The 22,915-nt window shown below is 64.9% G+C and carries 22 protein-coding genes; 17 read left to right on the top strand and 5 right to left on the bottom strand.

What is annotated here, in order from left to right; genetic code table 11:
- Positions 1–62 precede the first annotated feature (62 nt).
- The 8 genes from RUH75_RS14170 (at position 63) to RUH75_RS14135 (ending at position 8,906) form a co-directional block, all read left to right on the top strand.
- Positions 63–602, top strand: a complete 540-nt coding sequence (locus RUH75_RS14170; RefSeq protein ID WP_313807021.1) for a tail tape measure protein — start codon at positions 63–65, stop codon at positions 600–602.
- On the top strand, positions 602–2,956 hold the full coding sequence (locus tag RUH75_RS14165; protein WP_409592363.1) for a DUF2460 domain-containing protein: 2,355 nt from the start codon (positions 602–604) through the stop codon (positions 2,954–2,956). Before RUH75_RS14170 ends, RUH75_RS14165 begins: the two co-directional genes overlap by 1 nt.
- Entirely contained in the window at positions 2,953–3,771 is an 819-nt protein-coding gene (locus RUH75_RS14160; RefSeq protein ID WP_313807017.1) for a DUF2163 domain-containing protein, read from the top strand. Before RUH75_RS14165 ends, RUH75_RS14160 begins: the two co-directional genes overlap by 4 nt.
- Positions 3,768–4,139 carry a peptidoglycan endopeptidase gene (locus RUH75_RS14155; RefSeq protein ID WP_313807016.1) on the top strand — a complete coding sequence of 124 codons (372 nt, stop codon included), beginning with the start codon at positions 3,768–3,770 and terminating at the stop codon, positions 4,137–4,139. The genes RUH75_RS14160 and RUH75_RS14155 overlap by 4 nt, the downstream gene beginning before the upstream one ends.
- Before the next feature lie 8 nt (positions 4,140–4,147).
- Positions 4,148–6,346 (top strand): phage tail protein, encoded by a 2,199-nt coding sequence (locus RUH75_RS14150; protein WP_313807014.1) that lies wholly within the window; start codon positions 4,148–4,150, stop codon positions 6,344–6,346.
- A 39-nt stretch (positions 6,347–6,385) separates the two neighbouring features.
- On the top strand, positions 6,386–6,889 hold the full coding sequence (locus tag RUH75_RS14145) for a DUF2793 domain-containing protein (protein WP_313807012.1): 504 nt from the start codon (positions 6,386–6,388) through the stop codon (positions 6,887–6,889).
- 178 nt (positions 6,890–7,067) lie between these two features.
- Positions 7,068–8,144, top strand: a complete 1,077-nt coding sequence (locus RUH75_RS14140) for an OmpA family protein (RefSeq protein WP_313807010.1) — start codon at positions 7,068–7,070, stop codon at positions 8,142–8,144.
- Positions 8,145–8,348: 204 nt separating this feature from the next.
- Complete coding sequence (locus RUH75_RS14135) at positions 8,349–8,906, top strand: superoxide dismutase family protein (protein ID WP_313807008.1); 558 nt, start codon at positions 8,349–8,351, stop codon at positions 8,904–8,906.
- A 159-nt stretch (positions 8,907–9,065) separates the two neighbouring features.
- Here the strand turns inward: RUH75_RS14135 and thpR are convergent, their stop codons facing one another.
- Entirely contained in the window at positions 9,066–9,599 is a 534-nt protein-coding gene (thpR, locus tag RUH75_RS14130; RefSeq protein ID WP_313807006.1) for an RNA 2',3'-cyclic phosphodiesterase, read from the bottom strand.
- Between the two features lie 117 nt (positions 9,600–9,716).
- Here thpR and RUH75_RS14125 point away from each other — a divergent pair, with 117 nt between their 5' ends.
- Complete coding sequence (locus tag RUH75_RS14125) at positions 9,717–10,460, top strand: Bax inhibitor-1/YccA family protein (protein WP_313807004.1); 744 nt, start codon at positions 9,717–9,719, stop codon at positions 10,458–10,460.
- 57 nt (positions 10,461–10,517) lie between these two features.
- On the opposite strand, the gene RUH75_RS14120 is transcribed toward RUH75_RS14125, so the two are convergent.
- The 3 genes from RUH75_RS14120 to RUH75_RS14110 form a co-directional block, all read right to left on the bottom strand.
- Positions 10,518–11,147, bottom strand: coding sequence for a glutathione S-transferase family protein (locus tag RUH75_RS14120; RefSeq protein WP_313807002.1), 630 nt, complete (start codon positions 11,145–11,147; stop codon positions 10,518–10,520).
- Positions 11,148–11,243: 96 nt separating this feature from the next.
- The gene (gene clpA, locus RUH75_RS14115) at positions 11,244–13,565 is read right to left on the bottom strand and encodes an ATP-dependent Clp protease ATP-binding subunit ClpA (RefSeq protein ID WP_313807000.1); all 2,322 of its coding nucleotides are present in this window, start codon (positions 13,563–13,565) and stop codon (positions 11,244–11,246) included.
- Between the two features lie 157 nt (positions 13,566–13,722).
- Positions 13,723–13,920 carry a DUF1192 domain-containing protein gene (locus RUH75_RS14110; protein ID WP_313806998.1) on the bottom strand — a complete coding sequence of 66 codons (198 nt, stop codon included), beginning with the start codon at positions 13,918–13,920 and terminating at the stop codon, positions 13,723–13,725.
- A gap of 96 nt (positions 13,921–14,016) precedes the next feature.
- On the opposite strand from RUH75_RS14110, the gene RUH75_RS14105 reads away from it, so the two are divergent.
- The 7 genes from RUH75_RS14105 to RUH75_RS14075 all read left to right on the top strand — a co-directional run bounded on the left by RUH75_RS14105 (position 14,017) and on the right by RUH75_RS14075 (position 20,788).
- Positions 14,017–15,036, top strand: coding sequence for an NAD(P)H-quinone oxidoreductase (locus tag RUH75_RS14105; protein WP_313806996.1), 1,020 nt, complete (start codon positions 14,017–14,019; stop codon positions 15,034–15,036).
- A 241-nt stretch (positions 15,037–15,277) separates the two neighbouring features.
- Positions 15,278–16,156: a UDP-2,3-diacylglucosamine diphosphatase gene (locus tag RUH75_RS14100; RefSeq protein WP_313806994.1), complete on the top strand. Its 879-nt coding sequence runs from the start codon at positions 15,278–15,280 to the stop codon at positions 16,154–16,156.
- 29 nt (positions 16,157–16,185) lie between these two features.
- Positions 16,186–17,214, top strand: a complete 1,029-nt coding sequence (locus RUH75_RS14095; protein WP_313807031.1) for a glycosyltransferase family 1 protein — start codon at positions 16,186–16,188, stop codon at positions 17,212–17,214.
- Positions 17,215–17,328: 114 nt separating this feature from the next.
- The gene (locus RUH75_RS14090) at positions 17,329–18,012 is read left to right on the top strand and encodes a DUF1013 domain-containing protein (protein WP_313807029.1); all 684 of its coding nucleotides are present in this window, start codon (positions 17,329–17,331) and stop codon (positions 18,010–18,012) included.
- Between the two features lie 137 nt (positions 18,013–18,149).
- A complete protein-coding gene (locus RUH75_RS14085; protein ID WP_313806992.1) occupies positions 18,150–19,856 on the top strand; it encodes a long-chain fatty acid--CoA ligase in 1,707 nt (568 codons plus the stop codon).
- A gap of 56 nt (positions 19,857–19,912) precedes the next feature.
- Positions 19,913–20,446 (top strand): peptide-methionine (S)-S-oxide reductase MsrA, encoded by a 534-nt coding sequence (gene msrA / locus RUH75_RS14080; RefSeq protein WP_313806990.1) that lies wholly within the window; start codon positions 19,913–19,915, stop codon positions 20,444–20,446.
- A 75-nt stretch (positions 20,447–20,521) separates the two neighbouring features.
- A complete protein-coding gene (locus RUH75_RS14075) occupies positions 20,522–20,788 on the top strand; it encodes a hypothetical protein (protein ID WP_313806988.1) in 267 nt (88 codons plus the stop codon).
- A 233-nt stretch (positions 20,789–21,021) separates the two neighbouring features.
- Here RUH75_RS14075 and RUH75_RS14070 read toward each other — a convergent pair whose 3' ends face one another.
- On the bottom strand, positions 21,022–21,978 hold the full coding sequence (locus tag RUH75_RS14070) for an L-threonylcarbamoyladenylate synthase (protein ID WP_313806986.1): 957 nt from the start codon (positions 21,976–21,978) through the stop codon (positions 21,022–21,024).
- 108 nt (positions 21,979–22,086) lie between these two features.
- Here RUH75_RS14070 and RUH75_RS14065 point away from each other — a divergent pair, with 108 nt between their 5' ends.
- Positions 22,087–22,905 (top strand): ATP-binding protein, encoded by an 819-nt coding sequence (locus RUH75_RS14065; protein ID WP_313806984.1) that lies wholly within the window; start codon positions 22,087–22,089, stop codon positions 22,903–22,905.
- The last annotated feature ends 10 nt before the right edge of the window (positions 22,906–22,915 follow it).

Raw genomic sequence — 22,915 nt, 5'->3', positions numbered from 1 at the left:
GGGTGATGCCGGATTGAGGCTGGGGTGTGGGGCTTTTTCTTTTCGGTTGTGAGGTGAGCGGGATGGACGAGGAGATCGACAATCTGGTCGTGCGGGTGCGGGCGGATACGCAGGGTTTTGCTCGTGATGTGGAGGCCATGCGGGGGGAGTTGGAAGGGCCGCTCGCCAGTGGGGCGGAGCGGGCGGGGCGGCGGATCGAGCAGGGATTGTTGCGGGCGGTTCGGACCGGGCAATTTGGGTTTGAGGAGCTGAAAAGCATCGCCTTGCGCGTGTTGGATGACATCGCGGCCAGTGCCATGCGCGCCGGGATGGGCAGTGTCGGCGGGGATGGGCTGATTGCGCTGGCGGCGTCGGCGCTGGGCTTGCCGGGGCGGGCTACCGGGGGGCCGGTGGCGCCGGGGCGGGCCTATGTCGTGGGAGAGCGGGGGCCGGAGGTCTTTGTGCCGACGGCGAGCGGGCAGGTCTTGCCGAACGGCAGTGGCGGCGCGCGGGATGTGCGGGTCAGCATCGCGGTGCAGGGGCAGGGCGCGGATAGCGCCCGGTTGCTGGCGCGCAGCGCGCGGCAGGTGGCTCGGGCAGTCAGGGGAGCGATTGGCGGATGATGTGCCAAAAACAAAAGCTCGGTTACTGGCTGGCGGATGCGCGGCGGGGGCAGGAGGCGCGGTTCATGAAGCGTTTTGCGCCGACGCATTGGACCGTCAATTTCCCCCGGCCGATGATGGCGAGCGTGGTGACGACGGCGGCGGATGCCCCCTCTGGACCTGGATTGCGGGTGGATGCGGTTTTCCATGGATCGGGCGATCTGGCGGGGCTGATCTGGGAGGCAGAGGACAAATGGAGTCATGCCCTGCTGGCCTATGAGACGGATCGCGATTTTCGGGATTGCGTGCTGCGCTTCCGCTGGCGGAGCGGGGGGCTGCGGCGGCTGGACGAGACGCATGGGCCGACGCTGACCATCGAGGGACGGGATGCGGAGGGCGCGCCGCGAAGCTGGTATGTACGGCTGTGGAACTATGCGAGCGGCGCGGCGGAAGATGCTGTCATCACGCTCGATTTTTCTGGTCTGGCGGGCGGGTTCCTGTTGCCGGGCGAGGCCGATCCCGTGTGGGCGGGCGATGTGGACCGGATGTTCATCTCACTCGCGCCGCCGGATTATGATGGGGGGAGTACGGCCTTTGCCGCAGGCGTGGAAGGGTGGTGCGAGCTGTCCGATCTGCGGTGCGATGGGGCGGGTTCCGTGCTGGCCGTGGGCGACGTGGTGCTGCCGGAACATGGCCTGTCGATGGCGACGGGTTATGACGATTGCTTCAACCAGACGCCGGAGCGGATCGTCGCGTCGATCCATGCGCTGGGTTATCGCGGGGACATCAATCATTATGTCGGGATGAGCCATTATTTCCGGCTCGAACCGCTAGGGGGCGGATTTTACATCAGTCTGGCGGGCGGGGTGCTGAATGCGCCTTGCGCGGCCTGGCATGCGGATTTCGCCCGCAGGGCCAAGGCGATGGGGCTGGGGGTGATCTGGTCGCTGTCCTATGAGCTGTTCGACGCGCATTGCTGGAACGACTGGAAGCAGCGGGCGGAGAATGGCGATCCGGCGCTGACCGGGTGGTCGCCGCCTTCGACCCTGCTGTCCCCGGCCCATGACGGGGCGATGAGCTATTTGCGGTTGGTGGCGGGGGCCTTTGTTTCCATCGGTTTGGCGGCGGGCCTGGAGATTGGCTTTCAGGTCGGGGAGCCATGGTGGTGGGTCATGCCCGCGGATGGGCGCATATGCCTGTATGATGATGCGGCGCGGGCGGCTTTGGGCGGGTCGCCGGTTTCCATTCCGGATGTGCGAGGGGTTTTGAGCGCGTCGCAAAAGGCGTTGCTGGATCAGGCGGGGGCCGTGCTGGCGGCGTCGACGGCGGCGCTGTGCGCCTGGGTGAAGGGGGTGGCGCCGGGGGCGGTGACGCATTTGCTGGCCTATCTGCCGACGGTGCTCGATCCGCTGGCGCCGGAGGCGAAGCGGGCGAACATGCCCTTGGGGTGGGCCTCGCCCGCCTTCGATGTGTTGCAGTTGGAAGATTATGACTGGGTGACGGAGGGGCGCAAGCGGTTGACGGCGCGGGGCGTGGCGCTGGCGGCGGAGCGACTGGGCTATCCGGTTGAAGAGCAGCATTATTTTTCGGGCTTCGTGCTGCGCGGCGAGGATGCCTTGCAGTGGCGGGAGATTGCCGCCGCGGCGGAGGCCGCGGTGAAGCGGGGGACGGCGGCGACCTTTATCTGGGCGCTGCCGCAAGTGGCGCGGGACGGCTTCACCTGCTTCAGGCTGGATGGGGAGAATGATGTGCAGGCCTTTGATGATGTGGCTTTTCCACTGGCGATCGGGCGGGAAGCGAGCGTGGCGCCCACCTTTTCGACGCAGATCGTGGAGAGCGTGTCCGGGCATGAGCAGCGGAGCAGCGACTGGGCGGATGCGCGGCTGTCCTTCGATGCGGGGCCGGGGGTGCGGTCGCAGGCGGACATGGCGGCGCTGATCGCCTTCTTTCGGGCGCGGCGCGGCGCGGCGCGGGGGTTCCGGTTCAGCGATCCCTATGATGACCGCAGTTGCGGCGTGGGCGAGGCGCCGGGACCGCTGGACCAGCATCTGGGCGTGGGGGATGGCGTGCAGGCGGAATTTGGCTTGCAGCGCTTTTACGGGCCTGGCGAGGAAGCGCAGGCGCGGCGGATCACGCGGCCGGTGGCGGGGACCATCCGGGTCGCCGTGAATGGGGTCGAGATGGTCGGAGGCTGGAGTCATTCCGGACTGGGGGTGATCGCCTTTGACGTGGCGCCGGTGGAGGGAGCGGTGCTGACGGCAGGCTTCCGGTTCGATGTGCCGGTGCGTTTTGCCGAGGATCGGCTGGAGATCAATCGTGCGACCTTCGCGGCCGGGGAGGCGCCTTCGGTGCCATTGGTGGAGATCAGGGAATGAGCGGGATGGAGGCTCTGGAGAAGCCGCTGGCGACGCTCGCCTTTTGCTGGCGGATCGAGCGGCGGGACGGGGTGGCGATTGGCCTTACCAGCCATGATCGCGATCTGGAGATCGGGCAGATGCTGTATCGCGCGGCGCCGGGGATGACGCCCTGCGCGGTGCGGAGCGGCATCGGCGTCGAGGGGAGCGATGCCGATGTCGAGGGCGCGCTGGTGGCCGATGCGATCAGCGAGGCCGATCTGGCGGCCGGGCGCTGGGACGGGGCTGCGCTGGAATTGCGGCTGACGGAGTGGGAGGAGCCGGGCGTCCTTTGGCTGCTGCTGGCGCGGGGGGGGATAGGGGCGGTCGCGCGCAGGGCGGGCGCTTTCACGGCGGAGTTGGTGGGGGCGATGGCCGCGCTGAAGGCGCCGGTTGCGCCCTCGACCTCGCCGGATTGCCGTGCGGTGCTGGGGGACCGGCAATGCCGGGTCGATCTGGCGGGGCGGCGGCGGGTGGTGGCTGTCGGGAGCGTCGACGACGCGGTCGTGACCCTGCCGGGGCTGGAGGCGGGAGCCTATGCCTTTGGGACGTTGCGGTGGTTGACGGGACGCAACGGGGGGATCGTGCAGGCGGTGATCGATAATGACGGGGATGGGGTGACTTTGGCCGATCCGCCAGCCTTTGCCGTGGAAGCAGGGACGCTGGCCTTGCTTACGGAGGGGTGCGACCGGCAGCTTGCGACCTGTGCCGATCGGTTCGGCAATGCCGTGAACTTTCGCGGCGAGCCTTATCTGCCGGGGACGGATTTGCTGACGCGCTATCCGGGGGCGGCTTGAGCGACGTCGTCGCGGCGGCGCGGGCGCTGGTAGGGGTGCGCTTTCGCCTGCACGGGCGGGTGCCGGAGCGGGGCCTGGATTGCGTGGGCCTGGCCGCACTGGCTTTGGGGCGGGTGGCGCCGGAGGGCTATGGGCTGCGGTCCGGGGATGAGGGGCGAGCGACGGACTGGTTGCGGGCGGCGGGCCTGCGGCGGGTTGAGGATGCGCGTGACGGTGATCTGGCGCTGGTGCGGCCGGGGCCTTTGCAGCTGCATCTGATGATCGTCGTGCCGGGCGGGCATGTCCATGCCCATGCGGGCGTCGGACGCGTGGTGGAGATGCCGGGGGATTCGCCCTGGCCGGTGCTTGGCCATTGGCGGGCGGAATAGGAGATGGCATGGCGACGATATTGTTGAGCGCCCTTGGCACGGCCATTGGCGGGCCGCTGGGTGGCGCCATTGGCGGGCTGATCGGCAATGCATTCGATCATGCGGTGTTGTTCAAGCCTAAAGGCGTCGAGGGGCGCCGGTTGACCGACGTGCAGGTGCAGACATCGACCTATGGGTCGCAAATGCCCAGGTTGTTCGGGACGTTGCGAGTGGCCGGGACGGTGATCTGGGCCACGGACCTCAAGGAAAGCAGGCACAGGAGCGGCGGAGGCAAGGGGCGACCCAGCGTCACGACCTACAGCTATTCGGCGAGCTTTGCCGTGGCCCTGTCCGCCCGGGCGGTCCGGTCGGTGCGGCGCATCTGGGCGGACGGGAAGCTGCTGCGCGGGGCGGCGGGGGACTTCAAGACGGAGTTGGGCGCTTTCCGGCTGCATTCGGGAGGGGAGGATCAGGCGATCGATCCGTTGATCGCCGCGGCGGAGGGCGTGGACCGGACGCCGGGGCATCGGGGGATTGCCTATGTCGTGTTCGAGGATCTGGCGTTGGCCGATTATGGCAATCGCATCCCCTCTCTGACGTTCGAGGTGGAGGCGGATGAGGACGCGGTGCCGATCGCCGGTCTGGCCGCCGATCTGAGCGCGGGGATGTTGGCCGGCGAGGGGCTGGGCACCGTCAATGGCATGGCGGCGGGCGGGACGGATGTGGGCGATGCGCTTTCGCCGCTGGCGGATGTGTTCGGCCTGGCCTTCGTGGCGGAGGAGGCGGGGTTGCGCCTGCGTGCCGCAGCGGCAGGGAGCGAGGGGATGGTCGAGGTTGCGGGATCGTGCCGGGCCGTCAATGGGCGACCGCTGGACGGGGTGGAGCAATCGGCCGCCGCCGCCGATGGCGTGCCGGTGGCCCTGTCGGTTCGCTATTACGACCCTGAGCGCGACTATCAGGCCGGCGTGCAACGCATCGGCAGGCCGGGGCCGGGGCGGCTGGAGCAGGGCGTGGACTTGCCCGTGGTCCTGTCGGGCGATGACGCGCGGGCTCTGGCGGCGCGGAAGATGGGCATGGCCTGGACGGGCCGCACGACGATGACGCTGCGTTGCGGCTGGAGCGCGCTGCGGCATGCGCCGGGCGATGTGGTGACGGTGGAGGGGGCGGCTGGTCTGTGGCGGATCGAGGAGCGTGAATGGGAAGCGATGGCGGTGCGGCTGACCCTGCGGCGCGTGCCGGGGGCCGGCGCGGCCATGCCGGGCGGCGCGTCTTCAGGCGTGGTCGTGCGGCAGGTGGACAGGCCGCATGGACCCACGACGCTGATGCTGGCGGACGTGCCCTCGATCGGAGGTGGTCTTGCGACGGCGCCAGCCATCGTGGCGGCGGCGAGCGGTGGCGAGGGGTGGCGGGGCGCGGCGCTGTTCGCGATGAGCGCGACCGGGGAAGCTTCCCCCATCGGGCGGTCTGCCGGCCGGGCAGTGATGGGCTCGACGGACACGGCCCTGCCTGCGGGCAGCACGACCCTGATCGACGGCATCAATGCCGTTCAGGTCACTCTGCTCGCGGAAGACATTGAATTGAACGGGACGGATGAAGCTGCCCTGGCGCTGGGGCGCAATCTGTGTCTGGTCGGGCAGGAGTTGATCCAGTTCACCCATGCCGTGCAGACCGGCGCGGCGAGCTTCCGGCTGGAAGGGCTGCGCAGGGGGCTGTTCGGAACCGAATGGGCCATGACGTCCCATGTTGAAGGGGAGGATTTCCTGCTGCTGGAAGAGGACCGGCTGACCGAACCGCTCGTCGCGCAGGGAAGCATGCCGGAAATTGGCGGCGGCATCCGCATCGCGGCGATCGGCGTGGGAGACGGCGAGCCGGCCGAAGCCCTGTTGACGGTTGCGGGGGAGGCCGTGACGCCGCCATCCCCGGTCCATGCGACGGCGCGGGCCGATGGGGCGGGCGGTTGGATCATCGGATGGACGAGACGGAGCAGAAACGGGTGGCGCTGGACCAGCGGGACCGATGTTCCGCTGGGTGAGGATCGCGAAAGTTACGAATTGCGCGTGGTGGCGGGGACGGACGAAGTGCGCCGGATCGTCACCGATCAGCCCGGCTGGACCTATGACGCGGCGTCGGTGGCCGAGGATATGGGGGATGCGGACGGGCTGGCGATCGAGGTCCGGCAGGTCGGCACCTATGCATTGGGCCGGCCCGCGCGCATCGTTCTTGCCTGATCACTCTCCCTTCTTCCAAGCGAAAAGGACAATCGAATCATGACGATGGATGCGACCATGCGCTGGGTTCTGCCCCAGATTTTCGCCGGGCAGGCGCAGAAGGAGCTTTTCCACAATGAGGCGCTGACCCGGATCGACATGCTGCTGCATGGCGCGGTGGAAAGCGCCGATGAGGGCACCCCACCGGTTTCCCCGGCGGTGGGAGAATGCTGGATCGTGGCGGCCGATGCCTCCGGGGCGTGGGAAGGACAGGATGGAGGGCTGGCATGCTGGACCGAAGGGGGGTGGCGTTTTGCCGCTCCGCGAGCGGGGCTCGTCCTGTGGGTTGCCGACAGGGGGCACGCCATGGAGCATGACGGCGCCAACTGGCGGAATTCTGCCGTTCGGGAAGATGGATTTTATGTCGGAGGCACGCGGGTCGTCGGTCCCCAGGCGGGGGCGATTGCCAGCCCTGCGGGGGGCACGACCGTCGACACGGAGGCACGCTCCACCCTTGCGGCGATCTTGAGCGCGCTGCGGGCACATGGCCTGATCGCCGCGTGACTTGCACAGGCTTAGCGTTTTACCAGAGGGCGATTTTCATTAGCCTCGCGCAAGCTGGTAACAGGGTTAACTGCGTTATTTTTGCAACAGTTTTGGCAAATGTGGACTTGCCATGAAACTTTCTAGCCGATACAGGGTTTCAGCAGTCCTTCGTGACATTTTTGAAAGGGGAATTCAGATGCGGAAGCTTGCCCTCGCGGCTGTGCTTGCGACCAGCGCCCTGGCCACCCCGGCCCTGGCGCGTGACAATAGCTGGTATGTCGGTATCGACTCCGGCGTTGTTCTCGTCGAAGATCAGGACATCACTTTCACCCCCGGGAATGCCGGTGCCGCCAGCAACACTGTTGCCGGCGTGGACTACCACAAGGGCTGGGATGGCGATGCCAATATCGGCTATGACTTCGGCGGTTTCCGTCTGGAAGCCGAGGCGGCCTACAAGCGCGCCAAGGTCGACCTCGACAAGAGCGGCTTCGGTGGCGCTGCTTCGGCCCTGTCGTTCATGCTGAACGGCTTGCTGGACTTCGGTCCCGATGACGGCCTGCAGGGCTTCGTCGGCGGCGGTGTCGGCGTGTCGCGCGGCAAGCTGGCCAACGACCTGGTCAACGATTCCGACACCGGCTTCGCCTGGCAGGCGATCGCGGGCGTCCGTTACCCGCTGACCAGCCATGTTGACGTTTCGCTGAAGTATCGCTTCTTCAACCAGGACGATATCAAGCTGGTTCCGGCCTACACCACCATCGGTGGCCCGGCTGGTTCGTCGGTTGACACCAAGCTGCGTACCCACAGCCTGCTGCTGGGCCTGAACTACAACTTCGGTGGTGAACCGGCTGCTCCCCCGCCGCCTCCCCCGCCGCCGCCTCCCCCGCCGCCGCCTCCCCCGCCGCCTCCGCCGCCGGTCGCCGAGTGCAGCCCTGGGCCGTACATCGTCTTCTTCGAGTGGGACAAGTCGGACATCACGCCTGATGCTGCCACCATTCTGGACAACGCGGTTTCGGCTTACAGCAACTGCGGCAGCGCCCAGGTCATGCTGGCGGGCTATGCGGACCGTTCGGGTTCGTCCTCGTACAATGTCGGCCTGTCGCAGCGTCGTGCTGACAGCGTGAAGGCTTACATGGCTTCGAAGGGCATCCCCGATGGCGTGATGACGACCCAGGCGTTCGGTGAATCGAACCCCCGCGTCGAAACCGCCGACGGCGTCCGCGAACTGCAGAACCGTCGCGTGGAAATCACCTACGGTCCGGGTTCGGGTCAGTAAGCTTTTCTCTCCTTCGGGAGGGAACAGGATATGGGGGCCGGTCGAAAGACCGGCCCCTTTTTCCATGGTCATGACGCGGGAATTTTGGGCGGGCCGTTGGTGCAAGGGGCGGGAATCGCGTGACAACCCGGCTCCGATGGGCAACAAAAATGTTTCTGTGGCGTTCGCCGTTGCGCCTTCTTCTGTCGGGAGTTCCCCATCGTGATGAAAATAGCCGCTGTCGCCATGGCGCTGCCTTTGGCCCTGCTTTCTCAGGCCTGTGCCACCCCTTCGGCATCGACGGGGGTTGGCCCCTCCGGTTCGGCAAGCGCGCCCACGGCCCATGCGAAGCTGCTGGCTGGCGATGGCGCTGCGCGGGGCGAGGCGATGGTGACGGAAGGGGCCGACGGCCTGCATGTCGTCGTGCGGGCGCAGGGGCTGAGCCCCGGCATGCATGCCGTGCATATCCATGCGACCGGCGTCTGCACCCCTCCGGACTTCGCCAGTGCCGGAGGGCACTGGAACCCGACGGGACACAAGCATGGGAAGGACAATCCGGACGGCATGCATATGGGCGATATGCCCAATATGATCGCAGGCACCGATGGCACGGGTGAGATGGAATATGTGATCCCCGGCGGTACGCTGAAGAGGGGTGCGATGCCCTTGTTCGATGCGGATGGGGCGGCGGTGGTGATTCACGCCCAGGCTGATGACAACAAGAGCGATCCTGCCGGCAATGCAGGCGGGCGGATCGCATGCGGCGTTTTGTCGGCAGGATGATCGTTTGAGGTGAGGGGAGTGGAGACTGCTCCCTTCCCTAGAGTCATTCCCGTTCAGATGGGACCGGAATGACTCTAGTTTGATTTGTTTTCAGTGATTTCCGAGTCGCCAGATGATTGGCTTCGCCGAACTGGCGTTTCCATCTGGCTCGAAATCGCTCTAGCCGGCGCTATAGCGATCCATCATGTGATAGGCGGCGCCTTCATGGCTCAGATGGCTTTCGAACAGGGCGAAGCCGTCAACGGTGAAGGGAGCGCTCGTCAGGCCGCCATGGCGCGTCATGAAATCCGCGGTCGACCCGGCCAGGCGCCCGAAGCGGGCGAGCGTGATATGAGGAAGATAGGCCCGCTCATCCGGTGGAAGGCCGACGCTGACACAGGCGCGGTCGACCCTCTGATGCAATTGAGTGAGCGGCTCGCGCGGCTGAACCCCGGCCCAGAGCGTGTCCACCCGTCCCTTTCGGTCGAACTGGCCAAGGCCCGCAAGCGCGATGTCGAAGGGGTGAAAGTGGATTTCGCTCAGGGCAGCCGCCAGATCGTTGGCGCAATGCCGCTCGATCTCTCCGACAAAGCGCAGGGTGATGTGCAGTTGCTCGTCATCCTGCCAGCGCGCGCCGATTATGCCGCCCATGCAGGCGTGCAGCGTCCTGCGTATCGCGATGGGAGGGCGAATGGCGACGAAAAGGCGATGCATGGCTCTTTATAGAATGTTTTTTGAAGCAAGTCAGTTCACGCTCTTCGCTTGAATTGACGGCGGGATGGGCCGATAATGGGAAAGCTGGCGAGAATGAGGCCGGCAAAGGAGATACTCATGGCCAATTGGTCCGATCCGCGTTCCGATATTGCGGGCTTTGGCGGCACGACCGTCGCGCGCGGGGAGGCGTTCGACGCCGGCCTGCGCAGCTACATGCTGTCGGTTTACAATTATATGGCGAGTGGGGTGCTGCTCACCGGCGTCGTTGCCCTGTTGTTTTCCCGTGGCGGGATGGCATCGCCGGCGGCGCAGATCCTGTTGCAGCCGGGTATATTGAAATATGTCATCATGTTCGCGCCGCTTGTTTTCGTGATGGTGTTGAGCTTCGGCATCGGCCGGCTGTCGACGGTTGCCGCTCAGGCGATCTACTGGGCCTATGCAGCGGTGATGGGGCTGTCGCTTTCCTCGATCTTCCTGATGTACACGCAAACGTCGATTGCGCAGACCTTTTTCGCGACGGCGGCGGCCTTTGCGGGGCTTAGCCTCTGGGGTTATACGACGAAGCGCGATCTGTCGGGTTTCGGGACGTTCCTGATCATGGGCGTCGTCGGTTTGCTGGTGGCGTCGCTCATCAATCTGTTCCTGCGGTCTAGCGCGATGGACATGGTCGTCAGCTTCATTGGCGTGCTGCTGTTCGCGGGCCTGACGGCCTATGACACGCAGAAGATCAAGAGCATCTATGTGCATGTCGCGGGCACGGAAATGGTGGGCAAGTCGGTGGTGATGGGGGCGCTGAACCTCTATCTCGACTTCATCAACATGTTCCTGTTCCTGCTGCGCTTCATGGGCAATCGCGACTGAGGGCAGTCTTGCCAAAATGGGAAAGGCCCGGCGGAACGATCCGCGGGGCCTTTTGCCTTATGAGGGCTTATGCATCTGAGCGATCAGGGCGCCGTCGAGTTCCTTCTGCCGCTTATAGGCCGGGCGTTCGCGCAGGCGGGCGGCATAGGCTTCGAAGGTGGGGCGGCTGGGGATGGTGCCGAAGCCGAGGCCCCAGTCGATCTGGGAGCCGACATAGACGTCGGCAGCGGTGAACTGATCCCCGCAAATCCATGCGGGGCCTGAGACGGCGCGTTCGAGCGCGTCGATCGCATGGTCGAATGTGCCATAACCCGCCATGCGTTCGCGGCCTTCGGGGACGATGAAGCCTAGCGCTTTGTTGGTGACGGCGGACTCGACCGGACCGGCGGCGAAGAAGAGCCAGCGATAATAGTCGGCGCGGCTGTTGGTGGAGGGGGCAAGGCCAGCGGCGGGAAAGGCATCGGCCAGATAGGCGCAGATGGCGGCGCATTCCGTTACCGTCTTGCCGGCATGGACGATCGCGGGAACCTTGCCCATCGGGTTGATCGCCAGATAATCGGCGGATTTAATGCCGCTCTCATAATCCAGTACCACCATTTCATAGGGCTGGCCGACTTCCTCCAGCATCCAGCGGGCGATCTGCCCGCGCGACATGGGGTTGGTGTAGAAGGTGATTTCAATCGGCATCGGAACTCTCCCGGGGTTTTGAGCTGCCATGGAAGAGCTTCAACGAAAAAGGGCGGCCTGACCAGACCGCCCTTCCGCATTTGGCCTTTCCCAGCGTTACTTGGCCGATTCCGCCGGCTTTGCCTTGCCACCCTTCTTGCCCTTCTTGGGGGCCGCCGGGGTGATCTCGAAGGCGAGGGCGTCGTCCTTCAGCCGGACATGGACCTCGCCGCCATGGACCAGCTTGCCGAACAGCAGTTCCTCGGCCAGCGGCTGCTTGATCTTCTCCTGCATCAGGCGGCCCATCGGGCGGGCGCCATAGAGCTTGTCATAGCCCTTTTTGGTGAGCCAGCCCTTCGCCTCGTCGTCCAGCGTGATGTGGACATCGCGGTCGGCCAGTTGCAGTTCGAGCTGGAGCACGAACTTGTCGATGACCCGCGCCACGATTTCCGGTGGCAGATAGCCGAAGGGCACGACGGCATCCAGGCGATTGCGGAATTCGGGGGTGAAGAGTTTCTTCACCGCGTCTTCCTGCACATCCTCGCGGGTGAGTTCGCCGAAGCCAATGCTTTCTTTCGCCATGTCCGAAGCGCCGGCGTTGGTGGTCATGATGAGGATGGTGTTGCGGAAATCCACCGTCTTGCCATGGTGATCGGTCAGGCGGCCATTGTCCATCACCTGCAACAATATGTTGAACAGGTCGGGATGCGCCTTCTCAATCTCGTCCAGCAGCAACACGCAATGCGGGTTCTGGTCGACCGCATCGGTCAGCAAACCGCCCTGGTCATAGCCGACATAGCCCGGAGGGGCGCCGATCAGGCGGCTGACCGAGTGGCGTTCCATATATTCCGACATGTCGAACCGCTGGAGCGGGATGCCGAGCAGATGGGCGAGCTGCCGGGCAACCTCTGTCTTGCCGACGCCGGTGGGGCCGGAGAAGAGATAGTTGCCGATCGGCTTGTCCGGATCGCGCAGGCCCGCCCGCGACAGCTTGATCGCGGAGGACAGTACTTCGATCGCCCGGTTCTGACCGAAGACGACGCGCTTGAGATCGGTATCGAGCGATCCCAGCACCGACTTGTCGTCCGCCGATACGGTCTTGGGAGGGATGCGGGCCATGGTCGCGATGACCTGCTCGATCTCCTTGGGTGTGATCGTCTTCTTGCGCTTGGACGGCACCACCAGCATCTGCATCGCGCCGACTTCATCGATCACGTCGATGGCCTTGTCCGGCAGCTTGCGGTCGTTGATGTAGCGCGCCGACAGTTCCACCGCCGCCTTGATCGCGTCGGGGGTATATTTGACGTGGTGATGCTCCTCGAAGGCGCTGCGCAGCCCGGCGAGAATCTTGATCGTGTCCTCGATGGTCGGTTCGTTGACGTCGATCTTCTGGAACCGGCGCAGCAGGGCGCGGTCCTTCTCGAAATGGTTGCGGAACTCCTTGTAGGTGGTGGAGCCGATGCAACGGATCGTGCCGCCCGACAGGGCGGGTTTCAGCAGGTTGGACGCATCCATCGCGCCGCCGCTGGTCGCGCCTGCGCCGATCACCGTGTGGATCTCATCGATGAAGAGCACCGCATGCGGCATTTTTTCCAGTTCGGTGACGACCGCCTTCAAGCGCTCCTCGAAATCGCCGCGATAGCGGGTGCCCGCGAGCAGCGCCCCCATGTCGAGCGAGTAGATCACGGCTTCCTTGAGCACGTCGGGCACCTCGCCCTCGACGATCTTGCGCGCCAGGCCTTCGGCGATGGCGGTCTTGCCCACGCCCGGATCACCCACATAGAGAGGGTTGTTCTTCGACCGGCGGCAGAGGATCTGGATCGTCCGGTCGACTTCGGCCGCGCGGCCGATCAGCGGGTCAACCTTGCCCCGCATCGCCTTCTCATTGAGGTTGACGGTGAACTGCTCCAAGGCACTGTCCTTCTTGCCCTTGCTGTCCTGCGCCTTCTTTTCCTCTTCGGCAGCGCCCTTCGTCTCGCGCTGCTGCTCAGGGGTGGCCGTGCCCTTGCCGACGCCGTGGCTGATGTAGCTGACGGCATCCAGACGGCTCATGTCCTGTTGCTGGAGGAAATAGACGGCGTAACTCTCCCGCTCGGAGAAAAGCGCGACGAGTACATTGGCTCCCGTCACTTCATCTTTTCCGGAGGACTGGACGTGCAGGATGGCCCGCTGGACCACGCGCTGAAAGCCGCTGGTGGGGGAGGGGTCACTGGCCCCTTCCACCTTCAGGCTGTCGAGTTCGGTGTCGAGATATTGCGTCACCGCATCGTTAAGCTCGCCCAGCTCCACGCCACAGGCCTGCATCACCTTCGACGCATGCTCATCATCGATCAGCGCGAGCAGCAGATGCTCCAGCGTCGCATATTCGTGACGACGCTCAGACGCGTGGGTCAGCGCATTATGCAGGGTGGTTTCAAGGGCGGGTGCGAAAGATGGCATGTCTTTTATACTCCTGACCCCAAAAAGGGGCTGTACTTGAACCATATGTCGGCATTGCTCGACGGTTGATCAAGATGGACATCCCGACCAATGGAATTACCAGACTGCCCATGTCCAGTGAAACTCCCGATGGAGTCGCAGCGGGCGGGGCGGGGGTTCATCGCTTGAATAACGCCTCGGCACTTGCTTTGTGGTTAACGGCGCTTTCAATCTTCGATCGGGTTCGGGCGATCTCGCCCTCCAGCGCGGTGATGCGCGCGTGAAGATCGGTCACGGAAAGCGGGCCCAGATCCTGTCGGAGCAGTTGGGCCAGCGGATCATCAGCCTTTCTGGGCAGATCGTCATCCATGTCCATGACGTGCAATGTTGACCCTGCGGATCAGTCTGTCAATAAGGCCTTCATTCCGCCCGTCGATTTAGGTGCGGTGCAACATTTGCCGCGGGGGCAGCGATGGCGATTAAAGGCCCAAAGCCGAGCGAAACAGTGCCGGGCGAGATGATGGCGATCGGCATAGCGGTCCCCGGCGGACCCGAAGCGCTGGTGCCCGAGCGGAGGCCGGTTCCCGTGCCCGGCCCCGACGAAGTGTTGATCAAGGTCGCCGCGGCCGGAGTCAATCGGCCGGACGTGATGCAGCGGCAGGGCAAATATCCGCCGCCGCCGGGTGCATCCGACATTCCGGGGCTGGAGGTGTCGGGCGTGATCATCGCCGCTGGGGGAAGCGCGGAATTGCTGGTCGGTCGGCGGGTATGCGCCTTGCTGTCGGGTGGAGGTTATGCCGAATATGCGGTGGCGCCGGCCGGGCAATGCCTGCCCGTGCCGGATGATTATGATCTGGTCGAGGCGGCGGCGCTGCCGGAGACGCTGTTCACCGTATGGAGCAATCTGTTCGAGCGCGCCTATGTGGTGGAGGGCGACACGGTGCTGGTTCATGGCGGCACGAGCGGCATCGGCACCATGGCGATCTCGCTTTGCAAGCTGTTCGGCATCGGCATCATCGTGACCTGTGGCAGCGATGGGAAATGCGAACAGGCGAAGGCCTGGGGCGCCGATCACGCCATCAATTACCGCACCCATGATTATGTCGAGGAGGTGAAGCGGATCACCGGCGGACAGGGGGTGCAGGCGGTGCTGGACATGGTCGGCGGCGATTATGTCCCGCGCAATCTCCAGTGCCTCGGCGAAGATGGCCGTCATGTATCGATCGCGGTAATGAGCGGGCCCAAGGCATCGGTTTTCATACCCGCAGTCATGAGCAAGCGGTTGACGCTGACCGGATCGACGCTGCGTCCGCGCTCCGTGGCGTTCAAGAGCCTGGTGGCGGATGAACTGATGCAGGTGGTCTGGACTTTCGTAGAGCAGGGCAAGCTGCGGCCCGCGATGGATATGCGCTTCCCTCTGGCGGAGGCGGCCCGGGCCCATGCGCGCATGGATGCCGGCGATCATTTCGGGAAGATCGTGCTGACGGTTTGAAGATTTGCTGCGGGTAGGTTCCAACCATGACAGCTTCTGAAAAGGCAGCGGGACCCCGGATCAAGTCCGGGGTGACGAGGGTGGTTATGTCAGCAAAATGGCCATCCCAGCCCTCCTCGCATCCGCATGGAACGGACCCGCGCACCCCAAAACCGTAGCATTTCCGTCACATTCGCTGCGGAGTTGTAACATAGACCCGCTAGAGATTCGCTTCTGAGGGAAACAGCTCAGGGGTCGCATCATGAACGCCATCACGCGCCTGCCCTTTCTGGCAGACGTTGGTTTGTCGGAGGGGGGTGACGCCACCGACGACAAATTCGCCATTCCCGAGCGGGAGGGCAAGCGTCGCCGCTATCGCACCATATGGATTTCGGACATTCACCTCGGCACGCGCGGCTGCAACGCGAAGATGCTGATCGATTTCCTCGACAGCGTCGACAGCGACACCATGTATCTGGTGGGTGACATCATCGATGGCTGGCGGCTCAAGCGGCGCTTCTATTGGCCCGCGGCGCATAATGACGTGGTCTGGCGCGTCATGAAGCGCGCCAAGCGCGGCACCCGCGTCGTCTACATCCCCGGCAATCATGACGAGATGTTCCGCCAGTTCACGGGCCTTAGCTTTGGCGGGGTGGAAATCCGGCGCAAGGCGATCCACGAAACCGCCGACGGCCGCAAGCTGCTGGTCCTGCATGGCGATGAGTTCGACACGATCATGCTCGCGCATCGCTGGCTCGCCTTCATCGGGGACGCCGCCTATACCATGCTGATGCGCGTCAACCTGGTCGTGAACGCGGTGCGTCAGCGCATGGGCCTGCCCTATTGGTCGCTCAGCAAAATGGCCAAGCACAAGGTCAAGAACGCCGTCGAGTTCATTTCCCGCTTCGAGGAAGTGGTGGCGCACGAGGCCGGATCGCGCGGCGTCGACGGCGTCGTCTGCGGCCACATCCATAATGCCGAGGTCCGCGAGATTGCCGGTGTCCAATATTATAATGACGGCGACTGGGTGGAAGGCTGCACCGCGCTGATAGAGCATTTCGACGGCCGGATGGAAGTGCTGCACTGGGCCGATGAGATCGCGAAGCGCGCCGCCGACGAACCGTCGCGGATCGCGGCCTGACGGGAGGGGAGCCGATGCGCGTCGCCTCCATGCGCATAGTCGTCGTCACCGACGCCTGGACCCCGCAGGTCAACGGCGTCGTCCGCACGCTCCAGACCATGCAGGCGGAACTGGAGAAGATGGGGCATCAGGTGAAGGTGATCTCGCCCGATCTCTTCGGGTCGATTCCTTGTCCGACCTATCCCGAAATCCGTCTGGCCTTCGCCCGCTCGACCGTCATGGGGCAGATGATCGCGTCTTTCCGGCCGGACGCGATCCACCTGGCGACCGAAGGTCCGCTCTGCCTCGCCGCGCGGCGCTGGTGCCTGCGCAGCGGCATCCGCTTCACCACCGCCTATCACACCCATTTCCCGGATTATGTCGCGCAGCGCACTGGCCTGCCCGCATCCTGGTTCTGGCGCTATATCCGGTGGTTCCACGGTCCGGCCGAAGCCGTGCTGGTGTCGACCGGCTCAGTCCGGCAGCAGCTTCGCGCCCATGGGCTGGCGCAGGTCCGCGCATGGGGCCGGGGGGTGGACCTGGGCGCCTTCACGCCGCAGGCCACGCCGCCCGCCGCCTTTGCCCGCCTGCCGCGCCCGATCCAGCTCTATGTCGGTCGCGTCGCGGTCGAAAAAAATCTCGAAGCCTTCCTCGCCAGCAACCATCCCGGCACGAAGCTTGTCGTCGGTGATGGCCCCGCCCGCGTCCTGCTGGAAAAGGCCTATCCGCAAGCCCGTTTCCTGGGCCCCATGTTCGGCGCGGACCTCGCGGGAGCCTATGCCGGCGCCGACGTCTTCGTCTTCCCGAGCCGCACCGACACGTTCGGCCTCGTCATGATAGAGGCGCTGGCCTGTGGCACGCCTGTCGCCGCCTATCCGGTCACCGGGCCGGTGGACATCGTAACGCCTGAAACCGGCGCGCTGTCCGACCGGCTGGAGCAGGCCATCGCCGCCGCGCTTTCCTGCGATCGCGCCGCCTGCGCCGCCTATGGCCAGAGCTTCAGCTGGGAACGCAGCGCGCAGGAATTCCTGGCTGGCCTCCACAATATCGATCCCGAAATACTGGATAGCGCCGCCTGACGCTTTTCCTTGCCCGATGGGGCGGGATGCATTATCTCAGGACGGGCGTGGCCGCCCTGCTTGGGCGGCCCTTGTTGTTTTCAGTGCCGGAGAATTCCCGTGTCCCAGCCTCTCATGCCCCATGCGACCGCCAGCTGGCTGGTCGACAACAGCGCTCTGAGCTTCGATCAGATCGCGGAATTTTGCGGGCTGCACATCCTGGAAGTCCAGGCGATCGCCGACGATACCGCCGGCACCAAATATACCGGCCGCGATCCGGTTCGCGCCCATGAAATCACCATGGAGGAAATCCACAAGGGCGAAGCGAACCCGGATTACCGCCTCAAGATGCTGAAAGGGCCCGAGCCGGTCCGCCGCACCAAGGGGCCGCGCTATACCCCGGTTTCCAAGCGTCAGGACAAGCCAGACGGCATTGCGTGGATTTTGCGCAACCATCCCGAAATCTCCGACGGCGCCATCGGCAAGCTGATCGGCACCACCCGCACCACCATCGCCGCGATCCGCGACCGCACGCACTGGAACATCTCCAACATCGTGCCGAAGGACCCGGTGACGCTGGGCCTCTGTTCGCAGCGGGAACTGGATGCGCTGGTGACGAAGGCGGCGAAGAAGGCAGGCATCGAGGCGCCGACCGATTCGCGCCTCGACGGCGATCGCGAAGCCCTGATCAACGAACTGCGCCGCGAGCGCGAGGACGCCACCCGTCGCGCGGAAGAGGCGTTGAAGAGCGAGTCCGACTTTATTTCGGGCGCCGCCAGAATACTCGATCCGTTCAGCGGCAATAAGGGTCACATCTGAAGCCGTAACGTCATTCCACTGCCAGCGGAGTGACCATTGCCAGGACCTGCAAGGGGCCGCGCCGGGACCATCCCGCGCGGCCCCTTTGCTGTGCTTTACGCTTGCGTAAAGGGAAGGGCTAACTTACATCTGTACAAATGGAGAGCAGCGAAAATATCTGGAAAACCCGCTACAACCACCCCTCCGCCTGGGAGCAGACATTCCCACCATTATCGATGGTGGACATGGTCGCGAACAGCGCCACGGCCAATCCGCACGCGGTGATGATCGACTTCATGGGGCGCAAGACGACCTATGGAGACATGCTCCTCACCATCAGGCGGATCGCCAGGGGATTGCAGGATCTGGGCGTCCGGAAGGGCGATCGCGTCGGTCTTTATCTCCCCAATGTCCCCCATTATGTCGCGGCCTATTATGGCGCGATGATGGCCGGGGCCACGGTCGTCAACTTCTCCCCCCTCTACACCGCCGCCGAACTGGAACATCAGGTCGAGGACAGCGGCACGAAAATCCTCTTCACTCTGTCGGCCAAGGCGTTGCTGCCAACGGCGCTGGAAGTGCTGGGCAACAGCAGTCTCGAACGGCTGGTCGTCGGTTGCGTGGCGGAGGTGCTGCCGCCTGCCAAATCGGTCCTCTTCCGCATCTTCAAGCGCAAGGAAACCGCGCCTGTTCCGCACGACCCGCGCCTCACCAACTATGCCGACCTGCTGCGTCATGGCGAGGACCCGGCCCCGGTCGCGATCGATCCGGAACAGGACATCGCGCTGCTGCAATACACAGGCGGCACTACCGGGCGGCCCAAGGGCGCGATGCTCACCCATCAGAACCTCACCGCCAATGCGCGGCAGGTCTTTCTGATCGATCCGCATCCCGAAGCGCCCGATCGCATCGTGGCGGTGCTGCCCTTCTTCCATGTCTTCGCCAATACTTGCGTCCTCAACCGCACGGTGCTGCACGGTGGGGAGATGGTCATGCTGCCCCGCTTCGACGGCACGCAGGTTCTGGCCGCGCTTCAGCGGACCAGGGCGACCTCGCTGCCCGGCGTGCCGACCATGTACCAGGCGCTGCTGGATCATCCCGCGACGCCCAATATAGACTTCTCCTCGCTGCGCCTCTGCATTTCCGGCGGCGCGCCCCTGCCGGTGGAGGTCAAGCAGCGGTTCGAGGCGGCGACGGGTGCCAAGCTGGTGGAAGGCTATGGCCTCACCGAAAGCAGCCCGGTGGTCTGCTCCAACCCCTATGAGGGGCTGAACAAGGCCGGCACAGTGGGTCAGCCCGTTCCGGGCACCCGCGTCAGGCTGGTCGACCGGGAGGACCCGACCCGTCCGCCGCCCGAAGGCGAACCGGGCGAGCTGGTCTTTGCCGGGCCGCAGATCATGAAGGGCTATTGGCAGCGCCCCGATGCGGACGCGGAGGTGTTCGTCGATGGCTGGCTGCGCACGGGCGATGTCGGCCTGATCGACGCGGACGGCTATGTGAAGATCGTCGATCGCCTGAAGGACATGATCGCGGTCGGCGGCTTCAAGGTCTTCCCCAGCCAGGTCGAAGCAGTCCTCTACCACCATCCGGCGGTCAAGGAAGCGCTGGTGATCGGCATCCCCGACAGCTATCGCGGCGAATGCCCCAAAGCCTTCGTGACGTTGCAGGAGGGGGCAACCATGGACGGCGCCGCGCTCAAGGACTGGCTCAATCCCCAATTGGGCAAGCATGAAAAGGTGTGCGAGGTCGAAGTGCGCCTGAACCTGCCCAAAACGCTGGTCGGCAAGCTGTCCCGCAAGGAACTGGTCGCGGAGGAGCGCGCCAAAGCGGAAGCGGCGCGGCAACAGACTGGAACCGCGGGCTGATCTTTCCTATCTGTGTTGGCCATGCATGATAGGCAGGGCAGTATAAGGACGCGCATATGGCCGAAGAGATCGCAACCCTGGCTGGCGGCTGCTTCTGGTGCACAGAGGCGGTATATCAGAATCTGAAAGGCGTGAAGGCCGTGGAAAGCGGCTATATCGGCGGCGCGCTGCCCGATCCGGGCTATGAACAGGTCTGCTCGGGCGCGACCGGCCATGCCGAGGCGATCCGCATCACCTATGATCCGGCGGTGATCGGCTATGGCGACCTGCTCGATATTTTCTTCGCCACCCATGACCCGACGACACTCAACCGTCAGGGCAATGACGTCGGCACCCAATATCGATCGGCCATCTTCCCCCATTCGCTCCGGCAGGCGGCGGAGGCGAGGGCGGGGATCGAACGCGCGCAGGCTGATCAGGCGAAGCCGATCGTCACCGCGATCGAATCCGATGCCCCCTGGTATCCCGCCGAGGACTATCACCAGAAATATTGGGAGCGGGTGGGGGATCGGAACCCCTATTGCATGGCGGTGATCCCGCCCAAGCTTGCCAAGCTGCGCAAGGGTTTTGCGGCGCGTATTGATGGCTGAACCGTTCGTCGCCCGCGACTTGCCCTTGTCGCCGGCGCCTCTAAGCTGGTCGAACCCGCAAGCCTGGGAATGGTTATGAACAAGATTGGATTGATGGCCGCGCCGGCCTTGTTGCTGTTCCTGCCGGGCTGCATCGCCCGGACCGCGGCGAATATCGTGACGATGCCGGTCCGCGCGGGCAGTCAGGTGGTCGACTGGAGCACGACCAGCCAGGAGGAGTCCGACCGCAATTACGGTCGCAAGATGCGCAAACAGGAAGCGCGCGAGGCCCGCGAACGCAAGAAAGAGGAAGAGCAGCGCCGCCGCGAATGCCGCAACGCGGGTTATGACAATTGCGGATGAGCGGCTTTAGCGGGCGGTTGGTCTGACCTGAAAATGGCCATTGCCGGTCATTAAGCGTAACGTGCTCCTGCGAAGGCAGGAGCCCAGTTCAGACGTTGCAATGATGAGGTGAGGGCGGGACTGGGTTCTCACGAGCCACTCGTCTCGTTCGAATGCCTGCGCAGGAACATGGTGCGCTTCAAGGAACGCGCAGCTAAGCGGCCCCCGTCCGCCTTCCACCCAATTTCGCGTCCCTAAGCCGCAGCCCGCCTCAGCCGATCGTTGATCGCCACTCCAATCCCTTCATTCGGGACCGGCGCGACCGCGATACGGGCCTCCGCACTTGCATCCGCCATGTGCAGCGCCGCGAAAAGATGCGCCGCGGCCTCCCGCATATCCGCGTCCGGGCTCAAATTCACATGACAGGGCATCAGCCCGAAGCCGATCAGATACTCATCCTTCTCGGCCTTCAGCGCGTTCAGTCGAACCGGCTTGGACGGCGCATAATGGCTTTCCAGCTGCCCCGGCGCCTCGATCTTCCCATTGTCCGCGCCCGCCACCACCGGCAGCCGTGTCGCCTCTTCCAGCATCGCCGCTGTCACCGGCCCCGGTCGCAGCAGCCGGATGCAATCGGTTTCCGGCGCGACGATGGTCGATTCCAGCCCTTCGCTGGTCGGTCCTTCGTCCAGGATCATGCGGATCTTGCCGTTAAGGCTCGCCAGCACATGCTCCGCCCGTGTCGGGCTGATCGCCCCGCTGCGATTGGCCGAGGGCGCGGCGAGCGGCCGTCCGCTTTCCCGGATCAGCGCCCGCATCGCCGGATGCGCGGGCAGACGCAGCGCCACCGTCGGCAGCCCGGCCATCACCAGCGGCGACAATCCGCTATCGGCGCGTACCGGCAGCACCATGGTCAGCGCGCCGGGCCAGAAGCGCTCCGCCAGCTTCTCCGCCACTGGAGAAAATTCCGCCAGCCGCGCCGCCATCTCCCTGTCCGCGACATGCACGATCAAGGGATTGAAGCTGGGCCGCCCCTTGGCGCTGTAGATGGCCGCCACCGCATGGGAATCCGTGGCGTCCGCGGCCAAGCCATAGACCGTCTCGGTCGGCACGGCGACTGGCTCGCCCGCACGGATCAGCAACGCCGCCTCGCGCAGCGCTTCGCTGCCATAGCGGCAAATTCGGGTGGAAAAGACTGGATTTGGGATGGTCACGACCCCCGCGCTATAAACCCCGGCGGCTCCAAGTAAAAGGCCATTGCTACAGACGCGTGACATGCGCGTCCGCTTGCCCGCCGGGCGGGGGAGGGCTAAGCGGACGCCATGAACGACGCTCTTCTCACCCGCATCGCCGAAGCGCTGGAACGGATCGCGCCGCCGCTCGCTTCTTCCGCCGATCTTGCCGCAGCGCCCGCTTATGTGTGGAATGGCGCCTCGATCCGCCCGGTGGAAGCCTTTGCGCCGGTGGATTACGACCTGCTGACCGGCATCGATGCGCAGAAGAGTGCGCTCCTTGAAAACAGCCGCCGCCATGCCGCCGGCCACGCGGCGCATGACGTGCTGCTGTGGGGCGCGCGCGGCACGGGCAAATCCGCCGCCGTTGCCGCCGTCGTCGGCAAGCTCCAGGCCGGGGGGCAGGACATCGCCCTGCTGCAATGTGCGATCGACGAACTGGCCAGCCTGCCGCAGCTTTTCACCATCCTGCGCGACACGCAGCGGCCCTTCATCCTCTTTCTCGACGATCTCGGCTTCGATGAAAATGGCACTGGCGACGCCCGCGCGCTGCGTTCGCTGCTGCAAGGGGGCACCGCCGCGCGCCCGGCCAATGTCCGCCTCTATGTGACCTCCAATCGCCGGCATATCGTGCCCCGCCACCTGTCGGAGCAGGACGACCCCGTCAATCCACGCGACGTGGTGGACGACAAGATGGCCCTGTCGGACCGCTTCGGCCTCAGCCTTGGCTTCCACGCGATCGATCAGGACGCCTATGTCGCGATCGTCAGCGGCTATGCGGCGGACCTCGGCCTCAACTTCGAGCCGCTCGACGCGATCCAGTGGGCGACCCAGCGCGGCAGCCGCTCCGGTCGCGTCGCCTGGCAATATGTGGTGGAACTGGCAGGGCGGAACGGGCTGACGATCTGAGGGGAACGCG

The organism is Sphingobium sp. (assembly GCF_032153725.1).
Taxonomy (GTDB): domain Bacteria; phylum Pseudomonadota; class Alphaproteobacteria; order Sphingomonadales; family Sphingomonadaceae; genus Sphingobium.
Note: the sequence above shows the minus strand (reverse complement) of the source record. Positions and strands in the feature narration are given on the sequence as shown.